Below are 21,987 nucleotides of genomic sequence, written 5' to 3'. Positions count from 1 at the left end.
TTTGAGGTAGGTTTCGCCAAAACCAAGATAGTAGCGAGCTTTGCTTATATAATAGTGAAGAAGCGGGCTCACTTTTTCAAGATTGCTTTCGTCTAACAAATCTTCAACTTTTAATTTGTATTCATGCAATTTTTCTTGTGGAAAATAACAGCGGCCTTGTTGAAGATCGCGAGGAAAATCGCGTAAGACATTTACAAGCTGTAAGCCTTTTCCAAAATGTTCTGCAGCTAAAAAAACTTCATTGCTCCAGTTTATTGCAAAAGAATAATGGTTTTGAATGATTTGGCTCCAAAAAATACCCACACATCCTGCAACATAATAAATATATTTTTCCAAATCCTCTTCATGCTCAAGTGCAGTTAGTTTTTTTTCTGCAGAAAAATAACGAAGATCAACTTGCATGCCTTGGGTTAATTCTGGAACAAGCCAAGTAATGAGTTCCTGATCTTTTTTTTCTATGTGCCGAAGTTCTTCAAACAGCAGCGAAAGAGACTCAAGCAATTTTCGTTCGGCAGCAGAACCGCCAAGCACGCTAAGCTCTGAAGACGAAAAATCAGAACGATGCGAAGATAAAAAGTGATTTCGAAATTCTTCCAGTTGGCTTAGTCGTTCGCTAGCGCTTATGAGATCTGTATCAGCGATGGTGTCTGCAAATTTGCAAAAGAGAAAAGCAAGACCAATGCTCCCGCGCATTTTTTTTGGCAGCAGTTTAATGCTCAAGTAAAAAGAGCGAGAAACAGCTTTGAGGAGTTGTTCTGTAGAACGGTTCATTTAAAAAGAAACTTTCATCAGTGTGCCGAGAATGATTTTTATTTTTTTACCTTTTGAAATACGAACTTTTTCTTCAAAGACCTTCAATGGGTTTTCTGCAATTTTTTGCAAGATACTGTGATAAGAGTGTGCCATTAAAAGCGCTGGGAGCCATTTTTTAAGCTCACGTTTTTGGTGAGGAAGATGCGAAAAAGCTTCTGCAAAAAGGCGCTCGGCTCGATCAATTTGTTGCTGAAGAAAAGGAAGAAGTTGTTCAGAAAGAGGTGTTTTCAAATCAGTTTCGCTCAGTCCAAACTGCTTCAAGTCTTCTTGTGGAAGATAAACTCTTCCGCGTTTTAAGTCTTCGCTTATATCACGAAGGATGTTGGTGAGCTGAAGCGCAAGCCCCAACTCTACCGCTGTTTGAAGGTTTCTCTCAGTAGTTTCAACTCCAAAAATATAAAGGCAAACCAAACCCACACATGAAGCAACACGGTAACAATAGAGCTTCAGTTCTTCAAAGGTTTCATAGCGGTGTTTGGTCAAGTCCATTTCACAGCCAGCAATAATTTCAGCTAAATACTGTTTTGGAATCTTCCACTCGGAAAGCTTTGGTGCAAGTGCTTTTCCCACAGGATGATTTGCTGAGTTCTGATACATGTGCTCAAGTTCATTTTTCCAAAACCTTAGATTTTCTTGCGCCGCTTCTTTGTGAGGAGCCTCGTCAACAGCATCGTCTACCAAATGACAGAAAGCATAAAACGCTTCCAAGGCCTCGCGACGTTTTTTGGGAAGGAAACGAGCGGCAAAGACAAAGTTGGAACCACTTTGCGCGCAAACATCATGACAATACTGTTGAGGATGAACACTGTTCATGGAGTTGGGTGTAGAAAATTTTAAGCCTGAAGTCCAGAAGCGATATTGATACAGCTTATTCAGTTAAGCAAGTAAGTGCCTCTTCGTATTTTTCTTGAGTTTTCTTCACGACGTCGTCTGGAAGTTTTGGGCCAGGCGCTTTTTTGTTCCAGCTAAGGGTTTCAAGGTAATCACGCACAAACTGTTTGTCGAAGCTCATTTGCGCTCGGCCTACTTCGTATAATTTTGCCGGCCAAAAACGTGAAGAATCTGGCGTGAGCACTTCGTCGATCAAAATGAGCTTGCCGTTGTAAATGCCAAATTCAAACTTCGTGTCAGCAATGATGATGCCGCGTTTTTTGGCATGCTTTGCGGCTTCTTTATAGAGCTGCAAACTGACATCACGCACTTGCGTTGCCAAGTCTTGACCAATCAAGGTGACCATTTCCGTGAAGGAAATATTCTCGTCATGTTCTCCAATGTTTGCCTTGGTAGAAGGGGTGAAAAGGGGATGTTCGAGTGCTGAAGATTCTTTGAGCCCATGAGGAAGAGTGATGCCGCAAACTTTTCCCGTTTTTTGATAGTCTTTCCACGCCGAGCCAGCCACATACCCTCGCACGATGGCTTCAATGGGAAGGGGTTTGGCCTTTTTTACCACTATGGCACGTTTGCCCAAAAGCTTTGCTTCTTGCTTGTTGGGAATAACATCGATGGCTTGCGTCGAGGAAAGATGATTGGGAATAATGTCTTTCGAAAAGCGAAACCAAAACCTGGACATTTCGGTTAAAATTTCACCTTTTCTGGGGATTGCTGTCGGCAAAACTACGTCAAACGCTGAAATGCGGTCGGTGGTTACAATGAGGAGTTCGTTTCCGAGGTCGTAAATATCGCGCACTTTTCCGCGATGTGGTTCTGGCATATCTTGAAGATGAGTAGTGTGGATAATCTTGTCAGACATATTTCTCCTCCGTTAGGTCCTGCTGCATAACTTCTCGGCAAGAGAATGTCGAGTCTTGATTTGATGTTTCTTTTTCGTCCACATTGACTTCTTCTTGTCAGTGCGATTAAAAAAAATCTTTCAGTTTTAAGCACTTTGCTTGGTATTTGTTTTGCTCTTCCTTGAGGGATGAATATTTTTCTTCTCTTTTTACTGTGCCTCTCTCTTTCATCCACAGCTTTTGCAAAAACGTGTGAAGATCCATCTGTGCTTGAGCTTCAAAAAAAAGTTCTTCGCTACGCCGAAATTTCTCCCCAGCATTTGCATTCGTGGCAAAAAAAAGCTCGCTACGCAGCTTTGCTTCCCAGGCTTCAGCTCGATTACAGCAGAAGAAATAAAAGTGATATCGACCTCGACATCAATGACAATGTCTATGTGGGAAGTTCTGGTGTTGTGGTTGGCCCAGAAGAAAACACGTATCAGCAAACAGATAGTTTCGATCATAATATTGGCGTAAGAGCGGTTTGGTCGTTGAACGAATTTGTGTTCAACCAAGATCAGCTGCAAGTTTCTATCGAAGCCAGAAATCTGCTGAGGGCGCGCAATGATGTGTTGACACAAGCCAATCATTTTTATTTTGAACGACAAAAATTGTTAAAAATATCATCGACAGATAAATTAGATTTGGCGCATGTTACCGCCCAGCTTGATGCTTTAACTGGCGGATGGTTTTCTGAACATGTGCAGTGTTTTTCATTGGAGCAATCCCGATGAAAAAAGTGTTCCTTGTTCTTCTCTTGAGTTGTGTTTTGCCATCGTGTTCATCTTCTTCGCTGGGATATGAACCTTTGTTGAGCCAACAAGCAAAAGTGCTTACAAGCTTTCCTCAAGACGGACAAATTGTGGAGGAGGTGAATGAAATCACTTTAGCTTTTTCTGAATTTCTTTTGCCAGAAACACTTACCGATGAAAATGTTCAGCTGCTTTTACTGGGAACAAGTTTCTCCTTCTCCGATCTTTCGCTCTCAGAAATGCAATCCCTTCCAGGAAGCATAGATATGGAAGATCACGAAGAAGGCAGTGTATTGATTTTTACCTTACACGCTCCACTTGAAGCTGGAAATTACTATGCTCTTCAGTTGAAACGAAACATTTTGAACCGAGATTACGTTCCTCTTTTCACGGGAACAAAAGATTTTTTGATCCCACTTCTTTTTAAGGTGAAGGCCGATGGAGATAACAGCACATCATTTTCTCGTGACGAAGAGAATGCCGTTCCCAAAAATCGCCCACAAGTGTTGATGATTCATGAACTCCTCTACGACCTTCCTGGCAGTGACACAAATGGCGAAGTGTTTATCGAATTATATGGAACTGCAGGTGCCGATATTTCTGGCTATCACCTTCTTTTGCTCAATGGCGAAAATGGAGAGACCACGCAAACCATTGTTCTTCCTTCCCATGCCAAGCTCTCGGACGAAGGACTTTACGTCATTGCGGATGCAAAAAATGCAGATGCACATGCCAGTTTTGTGGAAGGCGCAGATTATATTACACAGTTTGATCCACAAAATGGTCCAGACTGCATTCAGCTTTTTGATGATCGCTCGCTTCAACTCGATGCACTTGCCTACGGAGATTTTTCTGCACTTGATGCGCAAGTTTTCTGCGGCGAAGGTGAAGCTGCCGTAGATGTGAGTGCTGGTATGAGTTTAAGCCGTGGAGATGAAGTGAATATACACAACAATGCGCAAGATTTTGTTGAAGCGTTTCCCACTGCGTCTGTTTTTTAAATTCCTTTCACAATGTGAGAAAGAGTTGACGCGCGGATTCTCAAATATTAAGTTCTGCCGATTGTCAAAAACTCGGGAGCAAGCTCACGAGTTTAATCCAGGGAAATCTGAAGAACGGTTTTTCGGCCCCAAGGGGCCGAAGTTTTAACTACTGGACTCGGATAAATTTTCCTTCAGCAAGGGAGTGTTATGGAAATTGATGTGTTATCCCGCATGGGGCAGTTCGAACATGAACAAGTGGTTTTCTGCAATGACGCCTCTGTTGGGCTGAAGGCAATTATTGCCATTCACAACACAACCCTTGGACCAGCTTTGGGTGGTACAAGAATGTGGAACTATACTTCCGAAGAGGAAGCTTTGTACGATGTGCTCAGACTTTCCCGTGGCATGACCTACAAAGCCGCTGCAGCAGGGCTTTCGCTTGGTGGTGGCAAAACAGTGATTTTGGGAAATCCAAAAAAAGATAAAAAGCCCGGCTTTTTTGAAGCCTACGGACGTTTTGTTGAAAGCCTTAATGGCCGCTACATCACCGCCGAAGATGTAGGCACAACGGTTTCCGATATGGAAAGCGTGCTCTCTCAAACCAAACACGTTGTAGGAACACAGCGAAGCCACGGAGGAAGTGGCGATCCCAGCCCATTCACTGCGCGCGGCGTTTACCTTGGGATGAAAGCTGCTGCAAAAAAAGTCTACGGCAGCGATTCGCTTGCGGGCAAAAAAATTGCCCTTCAAGGTGCAGGTTCAGTAGGGCGCAATCTGGTAAATCTTTTGGTAGCCGAATCAGCTGAAATCATGATTGCCGATATCGACGAAGAAAGAGTGAGCGCAATTCGGAAAGCCTTTCCTGGCGTGCAGTCGGTATCAACCAATGAAATTGTTTTTGTTCACTGCGATATTTTTTCTCCTTGCGCGCTTGGCGCTGTGGTAAACGATGACAGCATCGGAAAGCTTCGTTGCCAAATCATTGCCGGAGCAGCCAACAATCAGCTGGCCCGCCAATATCACGCCGATATGCTGAGAGGGCAGAATATCCTATATATTCCAGATTATGTTATCAACGCCGGTGGGCTGATTAACGTCTCGCTCGAGTCTTCCAAAGAGGGATATTCGGAAGAAAAATGCCTTACCATGATCGATAATATCTTCGATCAAGTTTCGCATATTATTGAAATTGCTGAGAAAAGAGGCATTTCCACCGCCGAAGCCGCCGATCGCCTTGCCGAGGAGATTTTGGAAGAAAAAGGCCGCACCGGGGCAAAAATGTTCCTCGCTCGTTCAAAAGAGCTGTAGTAGCCAAAAAAGGCTTGCAAACCGGGGTTTTATGTGTAAAGAGCTGCAGCTGTTGATTTAGGTTTTTTTTGTGAAAGTGGGCCGTTTAGCCCACTTTTTTATTATCTATTATTGTGGTGCCAGCAGAAAGTGTACGAAGAAAAGTAAAGATGGAAAAAACTCTCCTTCAGCAAGTTGAAGATTTAGTCAATCCCGTATTGGGTTACCTTGGGTTTCGCCTTATCGAGCGTGAATTCGTTTGCGAATCGGGAGAATGGAAGCTTCGTCTTTACATAGATAAAGAAGGCGGAGTGAACATTGACGACTGCAGCAAAGTTTCTCGCGCTGTTGGCGATGTGATTGAAGTGGAAGATCTTATCGATCGCCCGTACGCTTTGGAAGTCTCTTCGCCAGGAATTAATCGCCCCCTTCGCTATCTCGAAGATTTTGAAAGCCACGTGGGGAAAGTGGTGAAGGTAAAAACAAAAGAAAAGTTAAATGGCAGGGCAAAGTTCAAAGGCGAATTAGAAAAAGTTGAAAACGATACACTGTTTATTCGTATCGACGATGAAGTGTACAACGTCCCTTATCGCGAGTTGCTGAAGGCAAACGTGGAAGAGGACTTTCATTTTGGAAAACAAAAGTAAATTTTGGAGGAAAATCTTATGGGTTCAGTAATGTTTCGTGATTTATTTCGAGTAATGGAGCAGGTCAGCAGAGATAAAGGTATTCCCAAAGAATATCTTATCGATGCCATCGAAAGTGCTTTTCTTACAGCGGCCAGAAAAAAATGGGGCCACTTGGGTGAGCTTGAAGCTCAGTTCAATGAAGACAGCGGTGAAATTGAATTGTTCCAATTCAAAACAGTAGCTGATCCTGTTCAAGATCCAAATATTGAAATGACTGTAAGCGAAGCTCACGCGTTAGATCCTGATGCTCAACTTGGAGACAGCCTTGGAGTAAAAATGGATCCAAGTGTGTTTGGTCGTATTGCTGCGCAAACTGCAAAACAAGTCATCATCCAAAAAGTTCGCGAAGCTGAACGTCATGTTGTTTCCGAAGAATACAAAAATAGACTCGGAGAAATTGTTACGGGAATCGTTCGCCGCATGGAACGTGGAAGTTTGATTGTAGACCTTGGAAGAACCGAAGCTATCGTTCCACGCGAAGAGCAAGTTTCTACAGAGCGCTATCGTCCGGGCGAAAGAGTGCAAGGGCTTTTTGTTCGTCTTGATAAAGAGGGCAAAGGTCCAGTTGTAGTGCTTTCCCGAAAAACTCCGGAATTTGTAAAAGCACTTTTTGCCATGGAAGTTCCTGAAATGCACGATGGGGTTGTGGAAATCCGCGCCGTAGCAAGAGAAGCGGGTGTTCGTACTAAAATTGCCGTGTATTCACGCGATCACGATGTTGACCCTGTTGGAGCCTGTGTTGGAATGAAAGGCTCGCGCGTTCAAAACGTAGTGGCCGAACTTAAAGGCGAAAAAATTGACATCGTAACGTGGGATGAAGATCCAGCGCGCTTTGTGTGTAATGCCATTGCTCCAGCAGAAGTGGCAAAAGTGATTATCCGTGATCGTGAACATTCTATGGAAGTGGTTGTTCCAGATGATCAGCTTTCACTTGCTATTGGGCGACGTGGACAAAACGTTCGTCTTGCAGCTCAGCTTACGGCATGGAACATCGATGTGTTTAGCGAAACTAAAATTGAAGCCATTGCCGCAAGAGCTAGAAAAGTTTTAAGCGAAGTGTTGGGCGTGGATGATTCTACTTCCATGGTTTTATACTCACACTCCTTCAGAAGTTTTGAAGACATTGCCAGCGCAACTGATGAAGAATTTGCACAAGTTCCTGGTATTGGTGAAGAAAACTTGAACAAAATAAAAGTGCTTGCAAAGCAGGCTGTGGCTGATGGTAAATCCACAGATCAGATGATGATGAAGCTTCTGCGCGCCGAAGAAGAAGTGGCAAGAAAAGAAGCTGAACTCGCTGCAAAGCAAGCTGCAGAAAGAGCAGCAGAGCAAGCAGCAAAAGCGGCCGAAGAAGAAACTGTTCTTGAAGAAGAAGCTGAACCCGCGGAACTTGAATCAAAAACAGAAGAAGTGTAAACACCTAACGATTTTTAAGCATGTACGAAGTAAGGAAAAACTATGACAGTTCATACTGACAAAGAAAACGGAAGCGAACAATCTACCGTTCAGGTTGTTGAAAAACGGGTGAAGCCAACGGTTATTCGGCGTCGGGCAAAAGTTGTTGCGCCAAAGCCGGAAGAAACGAAAGCACCTGAAGTTCTTGAGGCAAAACAAGAAACTGAAGCTGTAGAAGAAAAAATAAAAACTCAAATTGTTCAAGAGCCTTCTCCGGAAACCCCTGCTGTAGCTGAGTCTGCTGTAGAACCTGTTGTAGAGATTGATGAAAAATCGGCTGATAAAATTCTCTCACAAAAAGAAGATTTAAGTCCTGAAGAACGAAAAATTGGAGTGGTTGGTCGCATCGATTTAGATAAAACTCCTGAAGCGCTCACTTCCACCTGGAAAGAAAACGCCAAAGAAAAAGAACTTATTCCTCGCGCCAATAAACGCAGACGAAGCAAAGAGGAAATTGAAATGGATTCCATCCAGCGCGCTGGTGGACTTCGACGTTATGCCGATATTGTTCGCGTTGATGAACCGGAAACACCTGCTGCTAAAGCAGTTCCCGACAGAGTGTTTCAACCCGGCATGGCTGCAAACAGACGACGAAATAAAAAGAAAGAAGGAAAGAAAACAGTTGTTACCCAACCAAAAGCGATAAAAAAAGTCATTCGCATCGAAGATGGCATTACGGTTTCGGGTCTTTCGCAAGCTACCGGTATCAAAACGGGCGAACTTATTAAAAAGTTGATGGACCTTGGAGTGATGATCACAGCCAATCAAAGAGTAGAAACAGAAACGGCCATGTTGATTGCCGGTGAATATGGATACACCGTTGAAAATGTAGGCTTTAACGAAGAAGATATTTTAGGTGCGCCTGAAGCACATGCAGCTTCACAACATCTTACTCCGCGCCCACCAGTTGCAACGGTGATGGGACATGTTGATCACGGAAAAACTTCTTTGCTTGATGCTATTCGCAAAACCAATATTACCGCAAAAGAAGCAGGCGGAATTACCCAGCACATTGGTGCTTATCAGGTGAAGCACAATGAGCACCTCATCACTTTTATTGATACTCCGGGCCACGCAGCTTTCACCCAAATGCGAGCGCGCGGTGCACAAGTGACTGATATTGTTATTCTGGTTGTTGCAGCTGATGATGGTGTGATGCCGCAAACCATTGAAGCTATCGACCACGCAAAGGCAGCCAACGTTCCCATCATCGTGGCCATCAACAAAATGGATAAGCCCGATGCAAATCCAAAGAGAGTAATGCAAGAATTGACCGAGCATTCACTTGTGCCAGAAGAATGGGGCGGAGATGTTATTTGCGTTCCTACCTCAGCGCATACAGGTGAAGGCCTCGACAAAATTTTAGAAATGATTTTGCTTCAAGCTGAAGTTGCAGAACTCAAGGCTGACACTGGTTTCCGGGCGAAGGGTTTTACCATCGAGGCAAAACTCGACAAAGGCAGAGGCCCTGTTGCAACAGTGCTGGTACAAGAAGGTACGCTCAAAACAGGCGACTTTATTGTTTCTGGAACATTTTCTGGAAAAGTGCGTGTGATGCGTGATGAAAATGGAAAACTGCTGAAATCAGCCGGCCCATCAACCCCAGTTGAAATTCAAGGTTTGAATGGTGTTCCAGATGCTGGTGACGAAGTGTTTGTAGTTGAAAGTGAACAAAAAGCAAAACTCGTTGCTGAAACAAGAGCAGATAAAAAACGAAAAGAAGGTTTATTTGCAGGATCAGCTTCAACGCTTGAAGATTTACAACGCAGAATTACCATGGGTGAGGCTGAAGAGCTTGCCATTGTGATTAAAGCGGATGTTCACGGCAGCATAGAAGCCGTTGCCGATTCTCTGGGCAAACTTTCTACCGAGAAAGTGAAGCTAAGAATCTTGCACAAAGGTGTAGGTGGAATCACCGAAAGTGATGTCATGCTTGCTTCTGCTTCAAGAGCATTGGTTGTTGGTTTCAATGTTCAAGCCGATGCAAAAGCAAGAGAAGCGGCACAAAAAAATGGCGTAACCATAAAAGTGTATCGCATTATTTACGAAATGATTGACGAAGTAAGACTCGCCATGGAAGGGTTGTTGGAACCAGATCGTACCGAAAAAAGTATTGGTATGGCAGAAGTAAGACAGGTATTCCAAGTTTCAAAAATTGGCCAAATTGCAGGTTGCTATGTCGTGAGTGGAAAAATTCAGCGCAATGCAAAAGGCAGAGTTTTACGTGATCAAACTATTGTATACGAAGGAAACATCAGCTCACTCAAACGATTTAAAGATGATGCCAAAGAAGTGAAAGAAAACTTCGAATGCGGTATCGGCATCGAAAACTTCAACGACATTAAAGAAGGCGATATGATTGAAGCCTTCATCATTGAAGAGACAAGGGCGAAATTAGACTAATGTACGTAGGCATCGTAAAATTAAAATTGCATCTTCCAGCGTGTGAATCGTTTGATGAGAAACAAGAATTTTTCAAACGTTCAGAAGAGATTGTGCTTGAAAGCTTCAATCTTCCTCTTGCAGAAGTAGGGTGCTTGGAAGAGGAACAAATGCTTGAGCTTGGCTACGCCATTGTTGGCGCGGAATTGGGCGAGGTAGAATCTGCCACAAGCGCCATTATCGACCTCATTCTTGAACAAGGTGATGCTCAAGTTTTAGATGAAGAAGTAGATATCTTAACGTACTAAAAGAGAAAATATGAAATTAACGAAAACCCTTCCTTATAGCAGACCCGAACGAGTTGCCGAGCAGCTGAAAGAAATTCTTGCCAGCGCTTGTCTTCTTGAACTTTCTGATTCACGCCTTGATGGTGTGATGGTGACAAAAGTTATTGCTACCAAAGATCTTCGCCAAGCCAGAGTTTATTTTCACATGCTTGAGGCTACCAAAAGAAAAATAGAAAAAGCCATTCACGGTTTTGTGAGTGCATCGGGATATTTGAAACGTGTTGTAGGGAAAAACATGAACCTCAAATACGTTCCCGAAATGAAATTTTTCTACGACGATAGCTTCGATGAAATGGATCGCATTACCCAGCTGATGAATTCAGTCGAGGCTCATCCATGACCGATTTTTCCTCCTTTATCAAAGCGCTTGAACAGGGGAACACCTTCCTTGTGGGCTCTCACGCTTCTCCCGATGGTGATGCCATTGGTTCTTCGTTAGCCTTTATGCACGCGCTTCGTCAGCTTGGAAAAAAGTGTTTCATCTATAACCGTGACGGTGTTCCCGACAATCTTCATTTTCTTCCTGGTTCAGAACAAGTGTTGCAAACGGTTCCACATGAAAATGAATACGATAGCATTGTGGTGCTTGATTGCGCGCGTTTCAATCGTGTTGGAGGTGAGTTCAACACTTTGCCTCAAACCAAACTTACGTTTTGCGTCGACCATCACCATGTTGATGGCACCGATGCGAAGCACGAAATTGTACTGCCTGATGCGGCCTCAACGGGTGAAATCCTCGCGAGTCTGTTTGAGGCGATGAGAATTGAACTTACTCCCGAAATGGCACAATGCCTTTACTGCACTCTCGTTGTAGATACCGGATTTTTTCGGCACTCAAACACCACAGCACAAGTCATGCGACTTGCAGCTCGACTGCTTGAAGCTGGTGCAAGTGCAGTGCGGGTTTCCGAGGAGCTTGATGCAAGCCATCCCGAATCGCGGTTCCATTTGCTGGCAGCTTCACTTTCAAGCTTGAACATAAATCATCAGTATCACTACGCAACGATGGAAGTGACACAAGAAATGCTGCGCAAAACGTGCGCCCACATGGAGCTTGCTGAAGAATTTTCGCATTATCCGCGTTCGGTAAAAGGGGTGCAGGTAAGCATGCTGTTTCGCGAAATGGAAGACGGAAAAATAAGGGTGAGCCTTCGTTCTGGTGAAGGGATTGATATCTCGAATCTCGCGAAACACTTCAACGGTGGCGGACATGTGCATGCTGCAGGTTGTACCTTCACCTGCTCGCTTGAAGAGGCAAAAAAACAACTTGAAGAATATTTAGTTAAGCACTTGAAAGATATGGAACAATAACCTTTTCCTTCATAAAAATGAGCCCCCAGATTATTTTCGGTTTCAAGAACACGAAAAACACCAAAGGCGGCTTCTGGCATATGAGGGATTTTTTGAGAAAGGCTCCTACTTTTTCCTTTACAAGGAGCGAAATGGCATGATAGGAGCGGGTCCACTATGGCAATCGTAAAAGAACAAAAAACTGAAATCGTTAACAAACACAAGCTTTCTGAGGCTGATACCGGCTCTCCTGAAGTTCAAGTGGCTTTGCTTACAGCGAGGATTGAAGACCTCAATAAGCATTTCGTAGACCACAAAAAAGACCATGCGAGCAGACAAGGTTTGCTGAGAATGGTTGGACGTCGCCGCAAGCTTCTTTCCTATTTGAAGAAGACCAGCACAGATCGTTACAAAAAATTAATTGAAGGACTCGGCCTCCGTAAGTAAGGAGAAGGTTGGAGATACTGGTAATTTCAAAAGCCGTCCGCAGAACACGCTGGCGGCTTTTTAAGTTATCAGTCTCCTCTTCCTCGATTTATTCCGGAATAGTTCGCTTTGTTCTTCCTATATTTCTTTTCTTTGACGAGAAAAGAAAGAGAGGAGTACCCCTATGGTAAAACAAGTATCTACTCAACTTGGCGGGCGTGAGCTTGTCATTGAAACAGGAAAGCTTGCAAAACAAGCAAGTGGTTCTGTAACGGTTCGCTACGGAGATTCACTGGTTCTTGTGACAGCCGCAATTAAAATGGAAGCTTCACCTTACCAAGGTTTCCTTCCCCTCAGTGTAGATTATGCTGAAAAAATGTTTGCAGCTGGAAAAATTCCAGGTGGATTTTTCAAACGCGAAGGCAGAGCGGGCGAACTTGCAACCCTTACCGCTCGTTTTATCGATCGTCCCATTCGTCCTCTTTTTCCAGAAGGCTACAGCAACGAAACGCAAGTTATTGCGACTGTGCTTTCTGCCGATGATGACAACAACACCGATCTTATGGCCATGATTGGAGCCTCAGCGGCGCTTAGCCTTTCTTGCGCACCTTTCTTGGGCCCTATTGCAGGAGTGAGAGTTGCCAAAATTAATGGCGAGCTTGTGATTAATCCGGGTGCGGCTCAATCAAAAGAAGCTGTGCTTGATGTGATTGTAGCAGGATCAAAAGATGCCGTGGTTATGGTGGAAGGTGGAGCCAATGAGTGCAGCGAAGAAGAACTTATTGAAGCCATCAACTTTGCGCATGAGCAAATGCAACCGGTGATTGCCATTCAAGAAGAGCTGGCAAAAGCTTGCGCAAAAGTAAAAATGGAAGTGCAAGCTCCAGAAAAAGATGAAGCGCTTGAAGCTAAGGTTGTTGAATGTCTTGGCGAGCGACTTCTTGCTGCAGCAACTATTCGCGAAAAACTAGAACGCTACGAAGCGCTTGCAGCATTGAAGCAAGACTTGATCGCAGAAATTGTGGGCGCAGAAGAGAATGCAGAGTTGAAATCAAAAGTGGGAAACATTTACTCAGACCTCAAGAAAAAATGTGTTCGAAACATGATTCTTGATAAAGGTGTGCGTATTGATGGCAGAGATCTTAAAACGGTAAGACCTATTGCAACGGAAACGGGTTTTCTTGCTCGTTCACATGGTTCAGCACTTTTCACTCGCGGTGAAACGCAGGCTCTTGTTGCTGTGACACTTGGAACAAAAGAAGATCAGCAAATCATCGATGACCTCAAAGGCAGCTATTACAAGCGTTTCATGTTGCATTACAATTTTCCACCTTACTCAGTTGGCGAAGTAAAATTTATGCGTGGACCTGGCAGACGCGAAATTGGACACGGTGCTCTTGCCGAACGTTCGCTTCATGCTGTTCTTCCTGAGGCTGAACAATTCAACTATACTATTCGTGTAGTTTCTGAAGTGCTTGAATCAAATGGTTCCTCTTCAATGGCCAGTGTTTGTGGCGGATCAATGGCACTTATGGATGCAGGTGTTCCTTTAAAAGCTTCCGTTGCAGGTGTTGCGATGGGCTTGATTCAAGAAGGAAACAAAACTGCGGTGCTTACCGATATTTTAGGTGACGAAGATCATCTTGGCGATATGGACTTCAAAGTAGCTGGAACCAAAAAAGGAGTTACGGCTATTCAAATGGACATCAAAATTGAAGGCCTCTCAAAAGACTTGTTGCGCACAGCATTGCATCAAGCAAATGAAGCGAGAATGCACATTCTTGGTGAGATGGAAAAAACCATTTCAACCGCAAAAGAAGAATTGTCTGACTACGCTCCAAAAATGGAAACCATCAAAATCAGCACTGATATGATTGGGCCGCTCATTGGACCAAGTGGAAAAAACATCAAAAAGATTGCAGAACTCACAGGTGCCAAAGTTGACATTGAAGATGATGGTACCGTTTCCGTTTCTCACATGGAACGCGCAAACTTAAATGAAGCCATGAAAATGGTGCGTCGTTCAACAGCAACCGTAAAAGAAGGAAAATACTACAACGGAAAAGTGGTACGTATTGCAGAATTCGGTGCTTTTGTGGAATTGATTCCAGGAACCGATGGCTTGCTTCACGTTTCTGAAATTGCTCCAGAGCGCGTGAACAAAGTAGAAGACTTCTTAAAAGAAGGCGAACAAGTCTTGGTAAAAGTAATCGAAGTAGACAAAGCAAAAGGCCGCATCAAGTTGTCACGCAAACAAGCGATTGGCTACGAAGGCACAATAGAAGAAAACTACGCATAAGTTGTTTTCGAAATAAATGCAAAAAGCCCCGCCATTCGGCGGGGCTTTTTTTTATGAATTCAGTAATTCTTTGTCATCACGAGTAGCGAAGCGACGTGGCCTGCCTGCCGGTCAGGCAAGGTGATCTCATCGGTCAATTTTGTAATGGGTAAGCAAAAAGCGCGTTTTACTTTTTCTTTGGTGCGTGATTTACATCTTCAATCAATCGTCGTTCCCGTTCAATTTCCTGTTGCAACTCTTTTTCTGTTGGCAAATAGAGCATATATTTTGATGCGAATAATTGTTTGCTTCCTTTTAATATTGAATATTTTGCGATGGTTTCATTTTTCTTGGAACAAAGGATTAATCCAATGCTTGGGTTATCTCCTTCAGTACGATATTTATCGTCGAACATCCTAACATAACTATCCATCTGCCCAACATCTTGATGAGTCAGTTCCCCAATTTTTAAATCAATGAGAAGGTAACATTTTAAAATGCAGTTATAGAAAACTAAATCAATGTAGAAAAATTTGTTGTCAAATTGAACTCTCTTTTGTCGCGCTACAAAAGCAAAACCTTTTCCAAGTTCAAGGAGAAAAGATTGAAGATTTGCGATAATCGCCTTTTCAATTTCCAACTCATGGATGACTTCCGAATCGGGGAGACCGAGAAAATCAAGAATGTAAGGATCTTTCATGGCATCAGCAGGTTCTACAAAAACTTGACCTGCACGAACCAGTCTTATGACGTCATCTTTGTTACGACTTTTTAGCAAGCGCGCAAAAAGAAAAGAATGAATTTGCCTTTCTAAAACAGGCACACTCCAGCCTTCTTTTTCCGCTTCAATCTCGTAAAAAAGCCGCTCATTTTTATGTTCAACTTTGGTCAAAGTACGATAGTGTGACCAGCTCAGTTCAGGAGAAAAGCCTTTGATGCAGTCGCTGTTCTCAACGGCGAGACTCATGTCGTTCAAAATTCCATGAAATTGTTTATGTTTTTTATTCTTCTTGAATTCGTCACAAGGCTTGTGACGAATTTCAGGAGTACGATCTGCGTAAGTCTGATAAAACAAACGAAAATACTTTAGATTGGTTTCTGAAAAGCCCTTGCCATAACGACGGGTCAATTTTTCAGATAAATCTTCAATAGCCTGTTTCCCATAACTCAGCTCGTTTCTCACCTCCCTGGACTTCCTGAACAATTTCTCGGCCAATATGCCAATAGGCGATGACCATATTACTGTTCACCGAACGAAGGACATTGGCTTTGGCTTCCTCTAAAACAGAAACAATATGATCAAACAAGCTCTTTTGAGGTGAAGTTTTCACCAGAGCTTTTTGTGGTGCCTTTTTTGTTTTCTTCTTTTTCATGAGTTGAGGTTTTTCATTTTTCTGCCTTTTATTCGTGACAGTTGTTTATTGATTTTTTCCATATCAAACTGTTTGGGATCGAAGTCATTATTTACTACAACAACTTCTCCAAAAGCTTATCAACCTGAAGTTGAGTGTTTTCAAGGCTTAGCGAGTTGTTGATGACGAAATTGGCGCGTTTTACTTTTTCGTCAAGTGGGATTTGTTGCTGATAGCGAAGTTTTACTTCTTCTAAAGAAATGCCTAATTTTTTTTGCGCTCGTTTAAAGCTTTCTTCAAGCGTGCAGTTGACCACGATAACGTAATCGAGTTTTTCTTCCCACTTGCCTTCGTAAAGCAGCGGAATATCAACGAAGCAAAGGGCGTCGCCTCTTTGTTTTCTTTTTTCAATCTGCTCAAATATTTCATTTTTAATGAGAGGGTGGAGGATGCTTTCAAGTTTTCTTTTTTGTTCAGAATCTTTGAAAATAATTTTCCCCAATTTTTTGCGATCAATTTTTTTATTTTCGTTCAGAATACTTTCGCCAAATACTTTTAATACTTGTTTGTGAACTTGAGGGTTGTGGCGAAACAATTCATGCGTAATCGTATCAGCGTTAATGGCAGGAAAGCCAGCTGTGGCAAAGAAATCCGAGACAGTGCTTTTTCCGCTTCCAATGGAACCGGTGATGCCAATGGTTTTCACTTAGTCTTTCTCCGGTTTATTTTTCGTGTGATAAAGTGATCTGCCAATTTCTAGCGCGGCTCTTAAAGCCAAATCATTGTGCTTAAGCAAGTCGCTGCACAAAAGGGTGAAGTGATCATCGTCTGTTGTGGCAATTGCCTTCATGACGAGTTCATTTATATTTTTCCATTTGGGATCAAGCTTAGCATGAACATGCTGGAGCCTTGGAGATTCATTGGCTTGTTGTTGCATGGTGTTGTCTACATCATTTACGAAGTCGTGAAGGTTCCAGGTATCTTCTTCTTGTTTTTTCTTTTTCGATTTAAACCAGAACACATTACCTCCAGAGCTGGGCTATTCTTGTTCAGCTACGATATTTTTTGCAAGTGCTAAGAGACTCTCTTTGGTGTTGAGATCGGGTTCATCAATGACCAGCTCTAGCAAATGTTTCATTACTTTTCCCAGTTGAGGGCCTGCCGGGATACCCAGTTGCATCAAGTCTTGGCCGTTAATCGCTAAATCTTTAAGGCCAAATGCATTTTGCTTTTCCAGCTCTTCTCGAATTTTTACGCGAAGTCGTTTTACGCCGTTGACACTGTTGGGATGTTTTCCACCACGATTATCGGCAAGGCGCAGATCGAGCAATTTGAAAATGAGTTCAGGCGAAACCTTTGCAATAAAACGTCTGATGGCGCGCTCGGTGTAATAGGCTTTGGTTTCAAACATGTGATGCTCAACGAGAGTGAGAACTGTTTTGGGGTTTGCACCAATGGTTTCCACCTTCATTTTTTGCATCCATTTTTTAGCGATGTGTTTCGAAACCAGCTGATGGCCGAAAAAGACTACGCGATCAGATGGCTTGTGATACTGAGCTGTCCTGGGTTTGCCGGCATCATGAAATAAAGCTGCGAGCATCAGATTGATTTCGCCTGGTTCTTCGATGAGGGCATCAGCACGGCTAGCATCCAATACACGCATGGTGTGGTCGTAAACCGTATCGCCAGGTTTTTTGTCTTGTTCCGTTTTTTTCAAAAGGGCAATTTCAGGAAATGCTTTTTCAAGTAATCCTGTTTCATGCATGAGATCGAAACCAAGTGAAGGCTTGTCGGCTAAAAGGAGTTTTCGCAATTCTTCGATGATGCGCTCGGGAGAGACAGTGCTGATGAGACTTGCATGTTTTTGGATGGCAAGCTTCGTTTCAGCTTCTAATGAAAAATGGAGCCGTGCTGCAAATTGAATGGCGCGCAACATACGAAGCGGGTCTTCTTCAAAAGCCTTGGGAAAAACCATGCGAATAAGTTTTTTCTTGATGTCTTCTTGGCCATGAAAAGGATCGATAATTTCACCAGTGTTTACCGATTTTGCAATGGCATTGATCGTGAAATCTCGGCGAGAAAGATCTTCAGCAACGGGAAGCATGTGGTCAAACATGACATCGAAATCACGATGACCCTCTCCCGTTGAAACTTCTTTTCGTGGAAGGGCGAAGTCAATTTCAACAGATGGCTTTGCGTGAGGGGAAAATTTGATAACCCCAAATGATTTTCCTACAAGTGCCACTTTTCCAAACGGCTTTAAAATCTTGATGAGTTCATCTACCGGAAGACATCGAACGAGGTAGTCGTTGTCATTTGTTTCTCGCCCAAGAAGGTGATCGCGAACCACTCCACCCACTTCGTAAAGCTCGGCCCCCCGGCGAATAAGTTCCTGTAAAGCGGCTATCATTTTGATTGTGGATTGAGGTGAGATTCAACTTTGGCTTCAAGAGCAGCTTTTCCAAACCATGAACCAATAAATGAAGTGGAAGCAAGGTCTGTTGCAGCTTCTTCTTCAGGTTTTAGTTTACGTTCTCCGCTGTCTTTAAAGAAGAAGAGGCTCAACTTTCCTTCGGCTGTTTCCTTTTCAAAATGCGGAGTTGCAGCAGAAAGGCTAAAGAGTTTTATTTGATCATCAGCGCTTAAACTTGCTGGCAATGTGGCTCTGCGGTCTGCAAAGGAAAATGGCCCAAGTACTTTTGAGGTGAGCTTGTATTGTTTCGCCAGCTTGTTCCATGTTTTTTCATCTTTGGCGTCGAGGAAGGCTTGTTTGAGGGCATCAAGATTTTCGCCTTCTTTTAAGGTTTTGTTTTTTTGAAGCTCTGCTTTATCCAGATCGAGCTCTAAGAAGGTCCACGTTTTTGTTTTCATGGCTTGCTCTTCGTCCGCAGAAACAGAAAGAGGATATTTTACATTGCCGAAGTAGTCGTAAAAATGGCTGATGGCCAAGTCTTCTTTGATAAGCTGTTCGAAGTTAATGCCAAGTTGTGCTGAACGATAAGGAAGTTCTTCGTATCGATATTGAAGAGGATCGAACGCTGCACCTTGGTTTGAGTAAATGCGCATGATGTGCGCTGCAAGCTCTTCATCGTTAATGGCAATGTTGAGTTTGTCTGTGGCATTGACCATGATGGTGCGTTGAACAAGCTGGCGAAGGGTATTGGTTTCAGCAAGATTTTTCACAAAATCGGGAACCGTGTCATACTGAAAAGAACTTTTCATCTGATTAAGGTTTTGCTCAAGCTGTGCCTGGTAAAGCCCGCTGGGAACGTCATGGCCGTTTATGGTGGCTGCAGGCGCTGAAGCTGAACCGTAGGCGTTTTGGTTGCTTGCCTGGTAGCCGAAAAAGAGAACGAAGCTGAGAATGATTGCTCCAAGAACAACCTTGATGATCCATGAAGATGCGTTTCTTCTTAAAATATCGAGCATAATTTTGTCACTTTTGTTTGAGGGTTAGTAAGCTGTGGGGGGCTTCACATCACGTTCAAGCTCAATTCACAGTTTGGGAGTTGCTAGTCAAATAGTTGTGATAAATCAACATTTTTTATTGAACTCACTTGAGTGCTCTGCTAGATGTCTGGCACGCAAAATTTTGATTGGAGTAAAAATGTTTTTAGATTCACTTATTGGAATGTTTTCAAATGATCTTGCGATCGATTTGGGCACTGCAAATACACTTGTTTATGTAAAAGGAAAGGGCATTGTTTCCGCCGAGCCTTCTGTGGTTGCGGTAAAAAGAGATGCCAGAGGGATTAAGCGTGTGCTTGCCGTGGGAAAAGAAGCAAAGGAAATGTTGGGAAGAACAGCTGGAACCGTTGAAGCCATTCGCCCCATGAAAGATGGTGTCATCGCTGACTTCGAAGTCACCGAGGCTATGCTTCGTTATTTTATTCGAAAATCTCATCACCGAAAAACGCTTATTCGTCCGCGCATCATCGTCTGTATTCCTTTTGGAGTCACCGAAGTAGAGCGACGAGCCGTTCGTGAATCAGCTGAATCGGCAGGAGCAAGAGAAGTTTACCTTATCGAAGAACCCATGGCAGCCGCTATTGGTGCGGGTTTGCCAATCACCGAACCAACGGGAAGCATGATTGTTGATATTGGTGGTGGAACAACTGAAGTAGCGGTTATTTCGCTTGCGGGCATTGTGTTTTCAAAATCAGTTCGTGTTGCAGGCGACAAAATGGATGAAGCCATCATTCATTTTTTAAAGCGAAAATACAACATGCTTGTGGGTGAGCGAACAGCAGAAGCTGTAAAAATCGCTATTGGAACGGCGTATCCAGATGCAGAAGTGCGCACCATGGAAATTAAAGGAAGAGACCTTGTTGCCGGAGTTCCAAAAACCATCGAAGTAAACTCGGAAGAAATTCGTGAAGCTATTGTTGAACCCGTCAATGCAATTGTAGAGGCGGTAAAAATTACACTTGAACGCACACCTCCAGAATTATCCGCCGATCTCTACGACCGAGGCATTGTGCTTACAGGTGGTGGTGCGCTTCTCAGAAACTTGGATGTTTTGCTTCGCGAAGAAACAGGCCTTCCTGTTATTGTCGCCGATGATCCGCTAAGTTGCGTTGTGCTTGGTTCTGGAAGAGCGCTTGATAGACTTGACGTCTTTAGAAGTGTGACCCTTTCTTAATTGCTCCTCGCCATACTAGGGCGTGTTGACAATTAGCCTCTTGTCATTCTGAGCAAAGCGAAGAATCTACTGTGTTTTCGAGGAGATCCTTCACTACGTTCAGGATGACAACCACACACTCTAAACATTTAGCTCATATTTCAAAGAACGCTTATGTCAGATTACTCACGCCGATTTCGAATACTGAGATTCTTTATTCCTCTCCTTCTTTTTCTTATTTTTTTCTCGTTTACTCGTTACGGTGCAAGACGCGCTCCTTGGTATGAGCAAGCCCTATGGAATGTAGTTGAACCTTTTCAAAACGTGTTTTCTTTTGTGGGACAAGGTGTTCATTCAACGTGGAATAATTATATTGCTCTTGTTCACACCAAAAAAATAAACCTTCGGCTCACAAACCAAGTATCAAAATTAAAAGGACAACTCATTTACCTTGAAGAGCTTCAACAAGAAAATGAACGGCTTAAACAGCTTTTGCACTATCAAGACATGGAGCAGTGGGAACCGATTATGGCGCGTGTAATTGCTCATGATCCTCAAACAGAAATTAGCAGCATTGTTATCAACCGCGGCACTGCCGATGGGCTTCAAGTGTATATGCCAGTAGTGGTTGGCGAAGGTGTTGTTGGTAGAATTGGTGAAGTGGGGAAACATAGATCCCACGTGCTTTTGCTGGACGATGTAAATAGTGTTGTCGATGTTTTTATAGAACGCTCACAAACCAGAGCTCTTTTGGTGGGAAAAAGTAAAAAAGCGAAGGTGCAAGGTGGCGTGGCGTCACTTGATTATTTGCACCGAGCAAGTGATGTGAAAGAAGGTGATGTGGTGATTACTTCCGGCTTGGATGAGATTTATCCATCAGGTTTAAAAGCGGGTGTGGTGCACAAAGTTGAAGTTTCAGAATACGGAGTTTTTCAAAAAGCCGATTTAATTCCGGTAAGAGATTTTTCTCAACTGAGAGAAGTTGCGGTGCTCATGAAAAAAACAAGGTAAATGATGCGCTTTTTCTTTTTATATTTTGCGTATGCTCTTGTGGCGTTGTCACTTCAGACGACGTGGCTTTCATCTTTTCCCAGCCGTTATTTGCACATTGATCTTTTTATTTTTGTGGTTGCAGCGCTTCTTTTTCAAGCAGAAAAAAAAGCAAGTCTTCCCACACTACTTGTCTTGGCGCTTTTTGCAGACAGCATTTCTCTACTTCCCTTTGGCGTGAGTCTTATCAGTTTTATCATTTTATATGTGATGATGCGTTTGATTATGAATACGGTTTCCTTTTCAGATCGTTTTGCAAAGTTTTTTTGGATTTCAGTTATAAGTTTTTCGGACAAAGTCATCATTGGAACTATTTTGTATATTTCTACCGGTGAAAAAGCGGTCTTTTTTTCTTGGCTAAGCCACGCGTTTCTACAAGCGCCGTGCGATGGCCTCTTGGGCCTGTTGATGCTTCCTTTTCTTCTTTGGTATGGAAAGTTAAGATGGGAAAACCTGAAAAAACCATCGAAGCTTCTTTCACCATAACGCATCT

At 43.2% G+C, this 21,987-nt stretch carries 21 protein-coding genes and 1 pseudogene; 14 read left to right on the top strand and 8 right to left on the bottom strand.

Annotated elements, in window-relative coordinates; translation table 11 throughout:
• The 3 genes from COV43_06935 to COV43_06925 form a co-directional block, all read right to left on the bottom strand.
• Window positions 1-771 (bottom strand): hypothetical protein (locus tag COV43_06935; protein ID PIR25135.1); only part of this gene is annotated, 771 nt, incomplete at its 3' end.
• On the bottom strand, window positions 772-1,626 hold the full coding sequence (locus tag COV43_06930; GenBank protein ID PIR25134.1) for a squalene synthase HpnD: 855 nt from the start codon (window positions 1,624-1,626) through the stop codon (window positions 772-774).
• A gap of 55 nt (window positions 1,627-1,681) precedes the next feature.
• The gene (locus tag COV43_06925; GenBank protein PIR25133.1) at window positions 1,682-2,563 is read right to left on the bottom strand and encodes a phosphoribosylaminoimidazolesuccinocarboxamide synthase; all 882 of its coding nucleotides are present in this window, start codon (window positions 2,561-2,563) and stop codon (window positions 1,682-1,684) included.
• A gap of 246 nt (window positions 2,564-2,809) precedes the next feature.
• Between COV43_06925 and COV43_06920 the strand changes: the two genes are divergently transcribed.
• From COV43_06920 to pnp, 11 genes are all read left to right on the top strand, one after another.
• Window positions 2,810-3,316, top strand: coding sequence for a hypothetical protein (locus COV43_06920; GenBank protein PIR25132.1), 507 nt, complete (start codon window positions 2,810-2,812; stop codon window positions 3,314-3,316).
• Entirely contained in the window at window positions 3,313-4,335 is a 1,023-nt protein-coding gene (locus tag COV43_06915; protein ID PIR25131.1) for a hypothetical protein, read from the top strand. The genes COV43_06920 and COV43_06915 overlap by 4 nt, the downstream gene beginning before the upstream one ends.
• Before the next feature lie 189 nt (window positions 4,336-4,524).
• A complete protein-coding gene (locus COV43_06910) occupies window positions 4,525-5,625 on the top strand; it encodes a leucine dehydrogenase (protein PIR25130.1) in 1,101 nt (366 codons plus the stop codon).
• A gap of 149 nt (window positions 5,626-5,774) precedes the next feature.
• A complete protein-coding gene (locus COV43_06905; GenBank protein ID PIR25129.1) occupies window positions 5,775-6,251 on the top strand; it encodes a ribosome maturation factor RimP in 477 nt (158 codons plus the stop codon).
• Between the two features lie 30 nt (window positions 6,252-6,281).
• On the top strand, window positions 6,282-7,709 hold the full coding sequence (locus COV43_06900; GenBank protein ID PIR25144.1) for a transcription termination/antitermination protein NusA: 1,428 nt from the start codon (window positions 6,282-6,284) through the stop codon (window positions 7,707-7,709).
• A gap of 42 nt (window positions 7,710-7,751) precedes the next feature.
• Window positions 7,752-10,151 carry a translation initiation factor IF-2 gene (locus COV43_06895; GenBank protein PIR25128.1) on the top strand — a complete coding sequence of 800 codons (2,400 nt, stop codon included), beginning with the start codon at window positions 7,752-7,754 and terminating at the stop codon, window positions 10,149-10,151.
• Entirely contained in the window at window positions 10,151-10,438 is a 288-nt protein-coding gene (locus COV43_06890) for a hypothetical protein (GenBank protein ID PIR25127.1), read from the top strand. The genes COV43_06895 and COV43_06890 overlap by 1 nt, the downstream gene beginning before the upstream one ends.
• Window positions 10,439-10,448: 10 nt before the next feature.
• Window positions 10,449-10,817, top strand: a complete 369-nt coding sequence (gene rbfA / locus COV43_06885) for a ribosome-binding factor A (GenBank protein PIR25126.1) — start codon at window positions 10,449-10,451, stop codon at window positions 10,815-10,817.
• Entirely contained in the window at window positions 10,814-11,788 is a 975-nt protein-coding gene (locus COV43_06880; GenBank protein ID PIR25125.1) for a hypothetical protein, read from the top strand. Before rbfA ends, COV43_06880 begins: the two co-directional genes overlap by 4 nt.
• Before the next feature lie 156 nt (window positions 11,789-11,944).
• Window positions 11,945-12,214 carry a 30S ribosomal protein S15 gene (locus COV43_06875; GenBank protein ID PIR25124.1) on the top strand — a complete coding sequence of 90 codons (270 nt, stop codon included), beginning with the start codon at window positions 11,945-11,947 and terminating at the stop codon, window positions 12,212-12,214.
• 163 nt (window positions 12,215-12,377) lie between these two features.
• Window positions 12,378-14,492 (top strand): polyribonucleotide nucleotidyltransferase, encoded by a 2,115-nt coding sequence (gene pnp, locus COV43_06870; protein ID PIR25123.1) that lies wholly within the window; start codon window positions 12,378-12,380, stop codon window positions 14,490-14,492.
• Window positions 14,493-14,658: 166 nt separating this feature from the next.
• On the opposite strand, the pseudogene COV43_06865 reads toward pnp, so the two are convergent.
• The 5 genes and pseudogenes from COV43_06865 to COV43_06845 all read right to left on the bottom strand — a co-directional run bounded on the left by COV43_06865 (window position 14,659) and on the right by COV43_06845 (window position 19,252).
• A pseudogene (locus COV43_06865) lies at window positions 14,659-15,844 on the bottom strand (hypothetical protein).
• A 94-nt stretch (window positions 15,845-15,938) separates the two neighbouring features.
• Window positions 15,939-16,529, bottom strand: a complete 591-nt coding sequence (locus COV43_06860) for a dephospho-CoA kinase (GenBank protein ID PIR25122.1) — start codon at window positions 16,527-16,529, stop codon at window positions 15,939-15,941.
• A complete protein-coding gene (locus COV43_06855) occupies window positions 16,530-16,844 on the bottom strand; it encodes a hypothetical protein (protein PIR25121.1) in 315 nt (104 codons plus the stop codon).
• 18 nt (window positions 16,845-16,862) lie between these two features.
• Complete coding sequence (locus COV43_06850) at window positions 16,863-18,233, bottom strand: hypothetical protein (GenBank protein ID PIR25120.1); 1,371 nt, start codon at window positions 18,231-18,233, stop codon at window positions 16,863-16,865.
• A complete protein-coding gene (locus tag COV43_06845; protein PIR25119.1) occupies window positions 18,230-19,252 on the bottom strand; it encodes a hypothetical protein in 1,023 nt (340 codons plus the stop codon). The genes COV43_06850 and COV43_06845 overlap by 4 nt, the downstream gene beginning before the upstream one ends.
• Before the next feature lie 178 nt (window positions 19,253-19,430).
• Between COV43_06845 and COV43_06840 the strand changes: the two genes are divergently transcribed.
• From COV43_06840 to COV43_06830, 3 genes are all read left to right on the top strand, one after another.
• Entirely contained in the window at window positions 19,431-20,465 is a 1,035-nt protein-coding gene (locus tag COV43_06840) for a rod shape-determining protein (protein ID PIR25118.1), read from the top strand.
• A 153-nt stretch (window positions 20,466-20,618) separates the two neighbouring features.
• On the top strand, window positions 20,619-21,455 hold the full coding sequence (mreC, locus tag COV43_06835) for a rod shape-determining protein MreC (GenBank protein PIR25117.1): 837 nt from the start codon (window positions 20,619-20,621) through the stop codon (window positions 21,453-21,455).
• The gene (locus COV43_06830; GenBank protein ID PIR25116.1) at window positions 21,456-21,980 is read left to right on the top strand and encodes a hypothetical protein; all 525 of its coding nucleotides are present in this window, start codon (window positions 21,456-21,458) and stop codon (window positions 21,978-21,980) included. It begins immediately after the preceding gene.
• The last annotated feature ends 7 nt before the right edge of the window (window positions 21,981-21,987 follow it).

It is taken from the genome of Deltaproteobacteria bacterium CG11_big_fil_rev_8_21_14_0_20_42_23 (assembly GCA_002796345.1).
Taxonomy (GTDB): Bacteria; UBA10199; UBA10199; order 2-02-FULL-44-16; family 2-02-FULL-44-16; genus 1-14-0-20-42-23.
This window is presented reverse-complemented; position numbering and strand designations above follow the sequence as displayed.

Coding starts and splice junctions, on each gene's coding strand:
- COV43_06930 (PIR25134.1), bottom strand. CDS start 1,626: ATGAACAGTGTTCATCCTCAACAGTATTGTCATGATGTTTGCGCGCAA.
- COV43_06925 (PIR25133.1), bottom strand. CDS start 2,563: ATGTCTGACAAGATTATCCACACTACTCATCTTCAAGATATGCCAGAA.
- COV43_06915 (PIR25131.1), top strand. CDS start 3,313: ATGAAAAAAGTGTTCCTTGTTCTTCTCTTGAGTTGTGTTTTGCCATCG.
- COV43_06910 (PIR25130.1), top strand. CDS start 4,525: ATGGAAATTGATGTGTTATCCCGCATGGGGCAGTTCGAACATGAACAA.
- COV43_06905 (PIR25129.1), top strand. CDS start 5,775: ATGGAAAAAACTCTCCTTCAGCAAGTTGAAGATTTAGTCAATCCCGTA.
- COV43_06900 (PIR25144.1), top strand. CDS start 6,282: ATGTTTCGTGATTTATTTCGAGTAATGGAGCAGGTCAGCAGAGATAAA.
- COV43_06895 (PIR25128.1), top strand. CDS start 7,752: ATGACAGTTCATACTGACAAAGAAAACGGAAGCGAACAATCTACCGTT.
- COV43_06890 (PIR25127.1), top strand. CDS start 10,151: ATGTACGTAGGCATCGTAAAATTAAAATTGCATCTTCCAGCGTGTGAA.
- rbfA (PIR25126.1), top strand. CDS start 10,449: ATGAAATTAACGAAAACCCTTCCTTATAGCAGACCCGAACGAGTTGCC.
- COV43_06880 (PIR25125.1), top strand. CDS start 10,814: ATGACCGATTTTTCCTCCTTTATCAAAGCGCTTGAACAGGGGAACACC.
- COV43_06875 (PIR25124.1), top strand. CDS start 11,945: ATGGCAATCGTAAAAGAACAAAAAACTGAAATCGTTAACAAACACAAG.
- pnp (PIR25123.1), top strand. CDS start 12,378: ATGGTAAAACAAGTATCTACTCAACTTGGCGGGCGTGAGCTTGTCATT.
- COV43_06850 (PIR25120.1), bottom strand. CDS start 18,233: ATGATAGCCGCTTTACAGGAACTTATTCGCCGGGGGGCCGAGCTTTAC.
- COV43_06845 (PIR25119.1), bottom strand. CDS start 19,252: ATGCTCGATATTTTAAGAAGAAACGCATCTTCATGGATCATCAAGGTT.
- COV43_06840 (PIR25118.1), top strand. CDS start 19,431: ATGTTTTTAGATTCACTTATTGGAATGTTTTCAAATGATCTTGCGATC.
- mreC (PIR25117.1), top strand. CDS start 20,619: ATGTCAGATTACTCACGCCGATTTCGAATACTGAGATTCTTTATTCCT.
- COV43_06830 (PIR25116.1), top strand. CDS start 21,456: ATGATGCGCTTTTTCTTTTTATATTTTGCGTATGCTCTTGTGGCGTTG.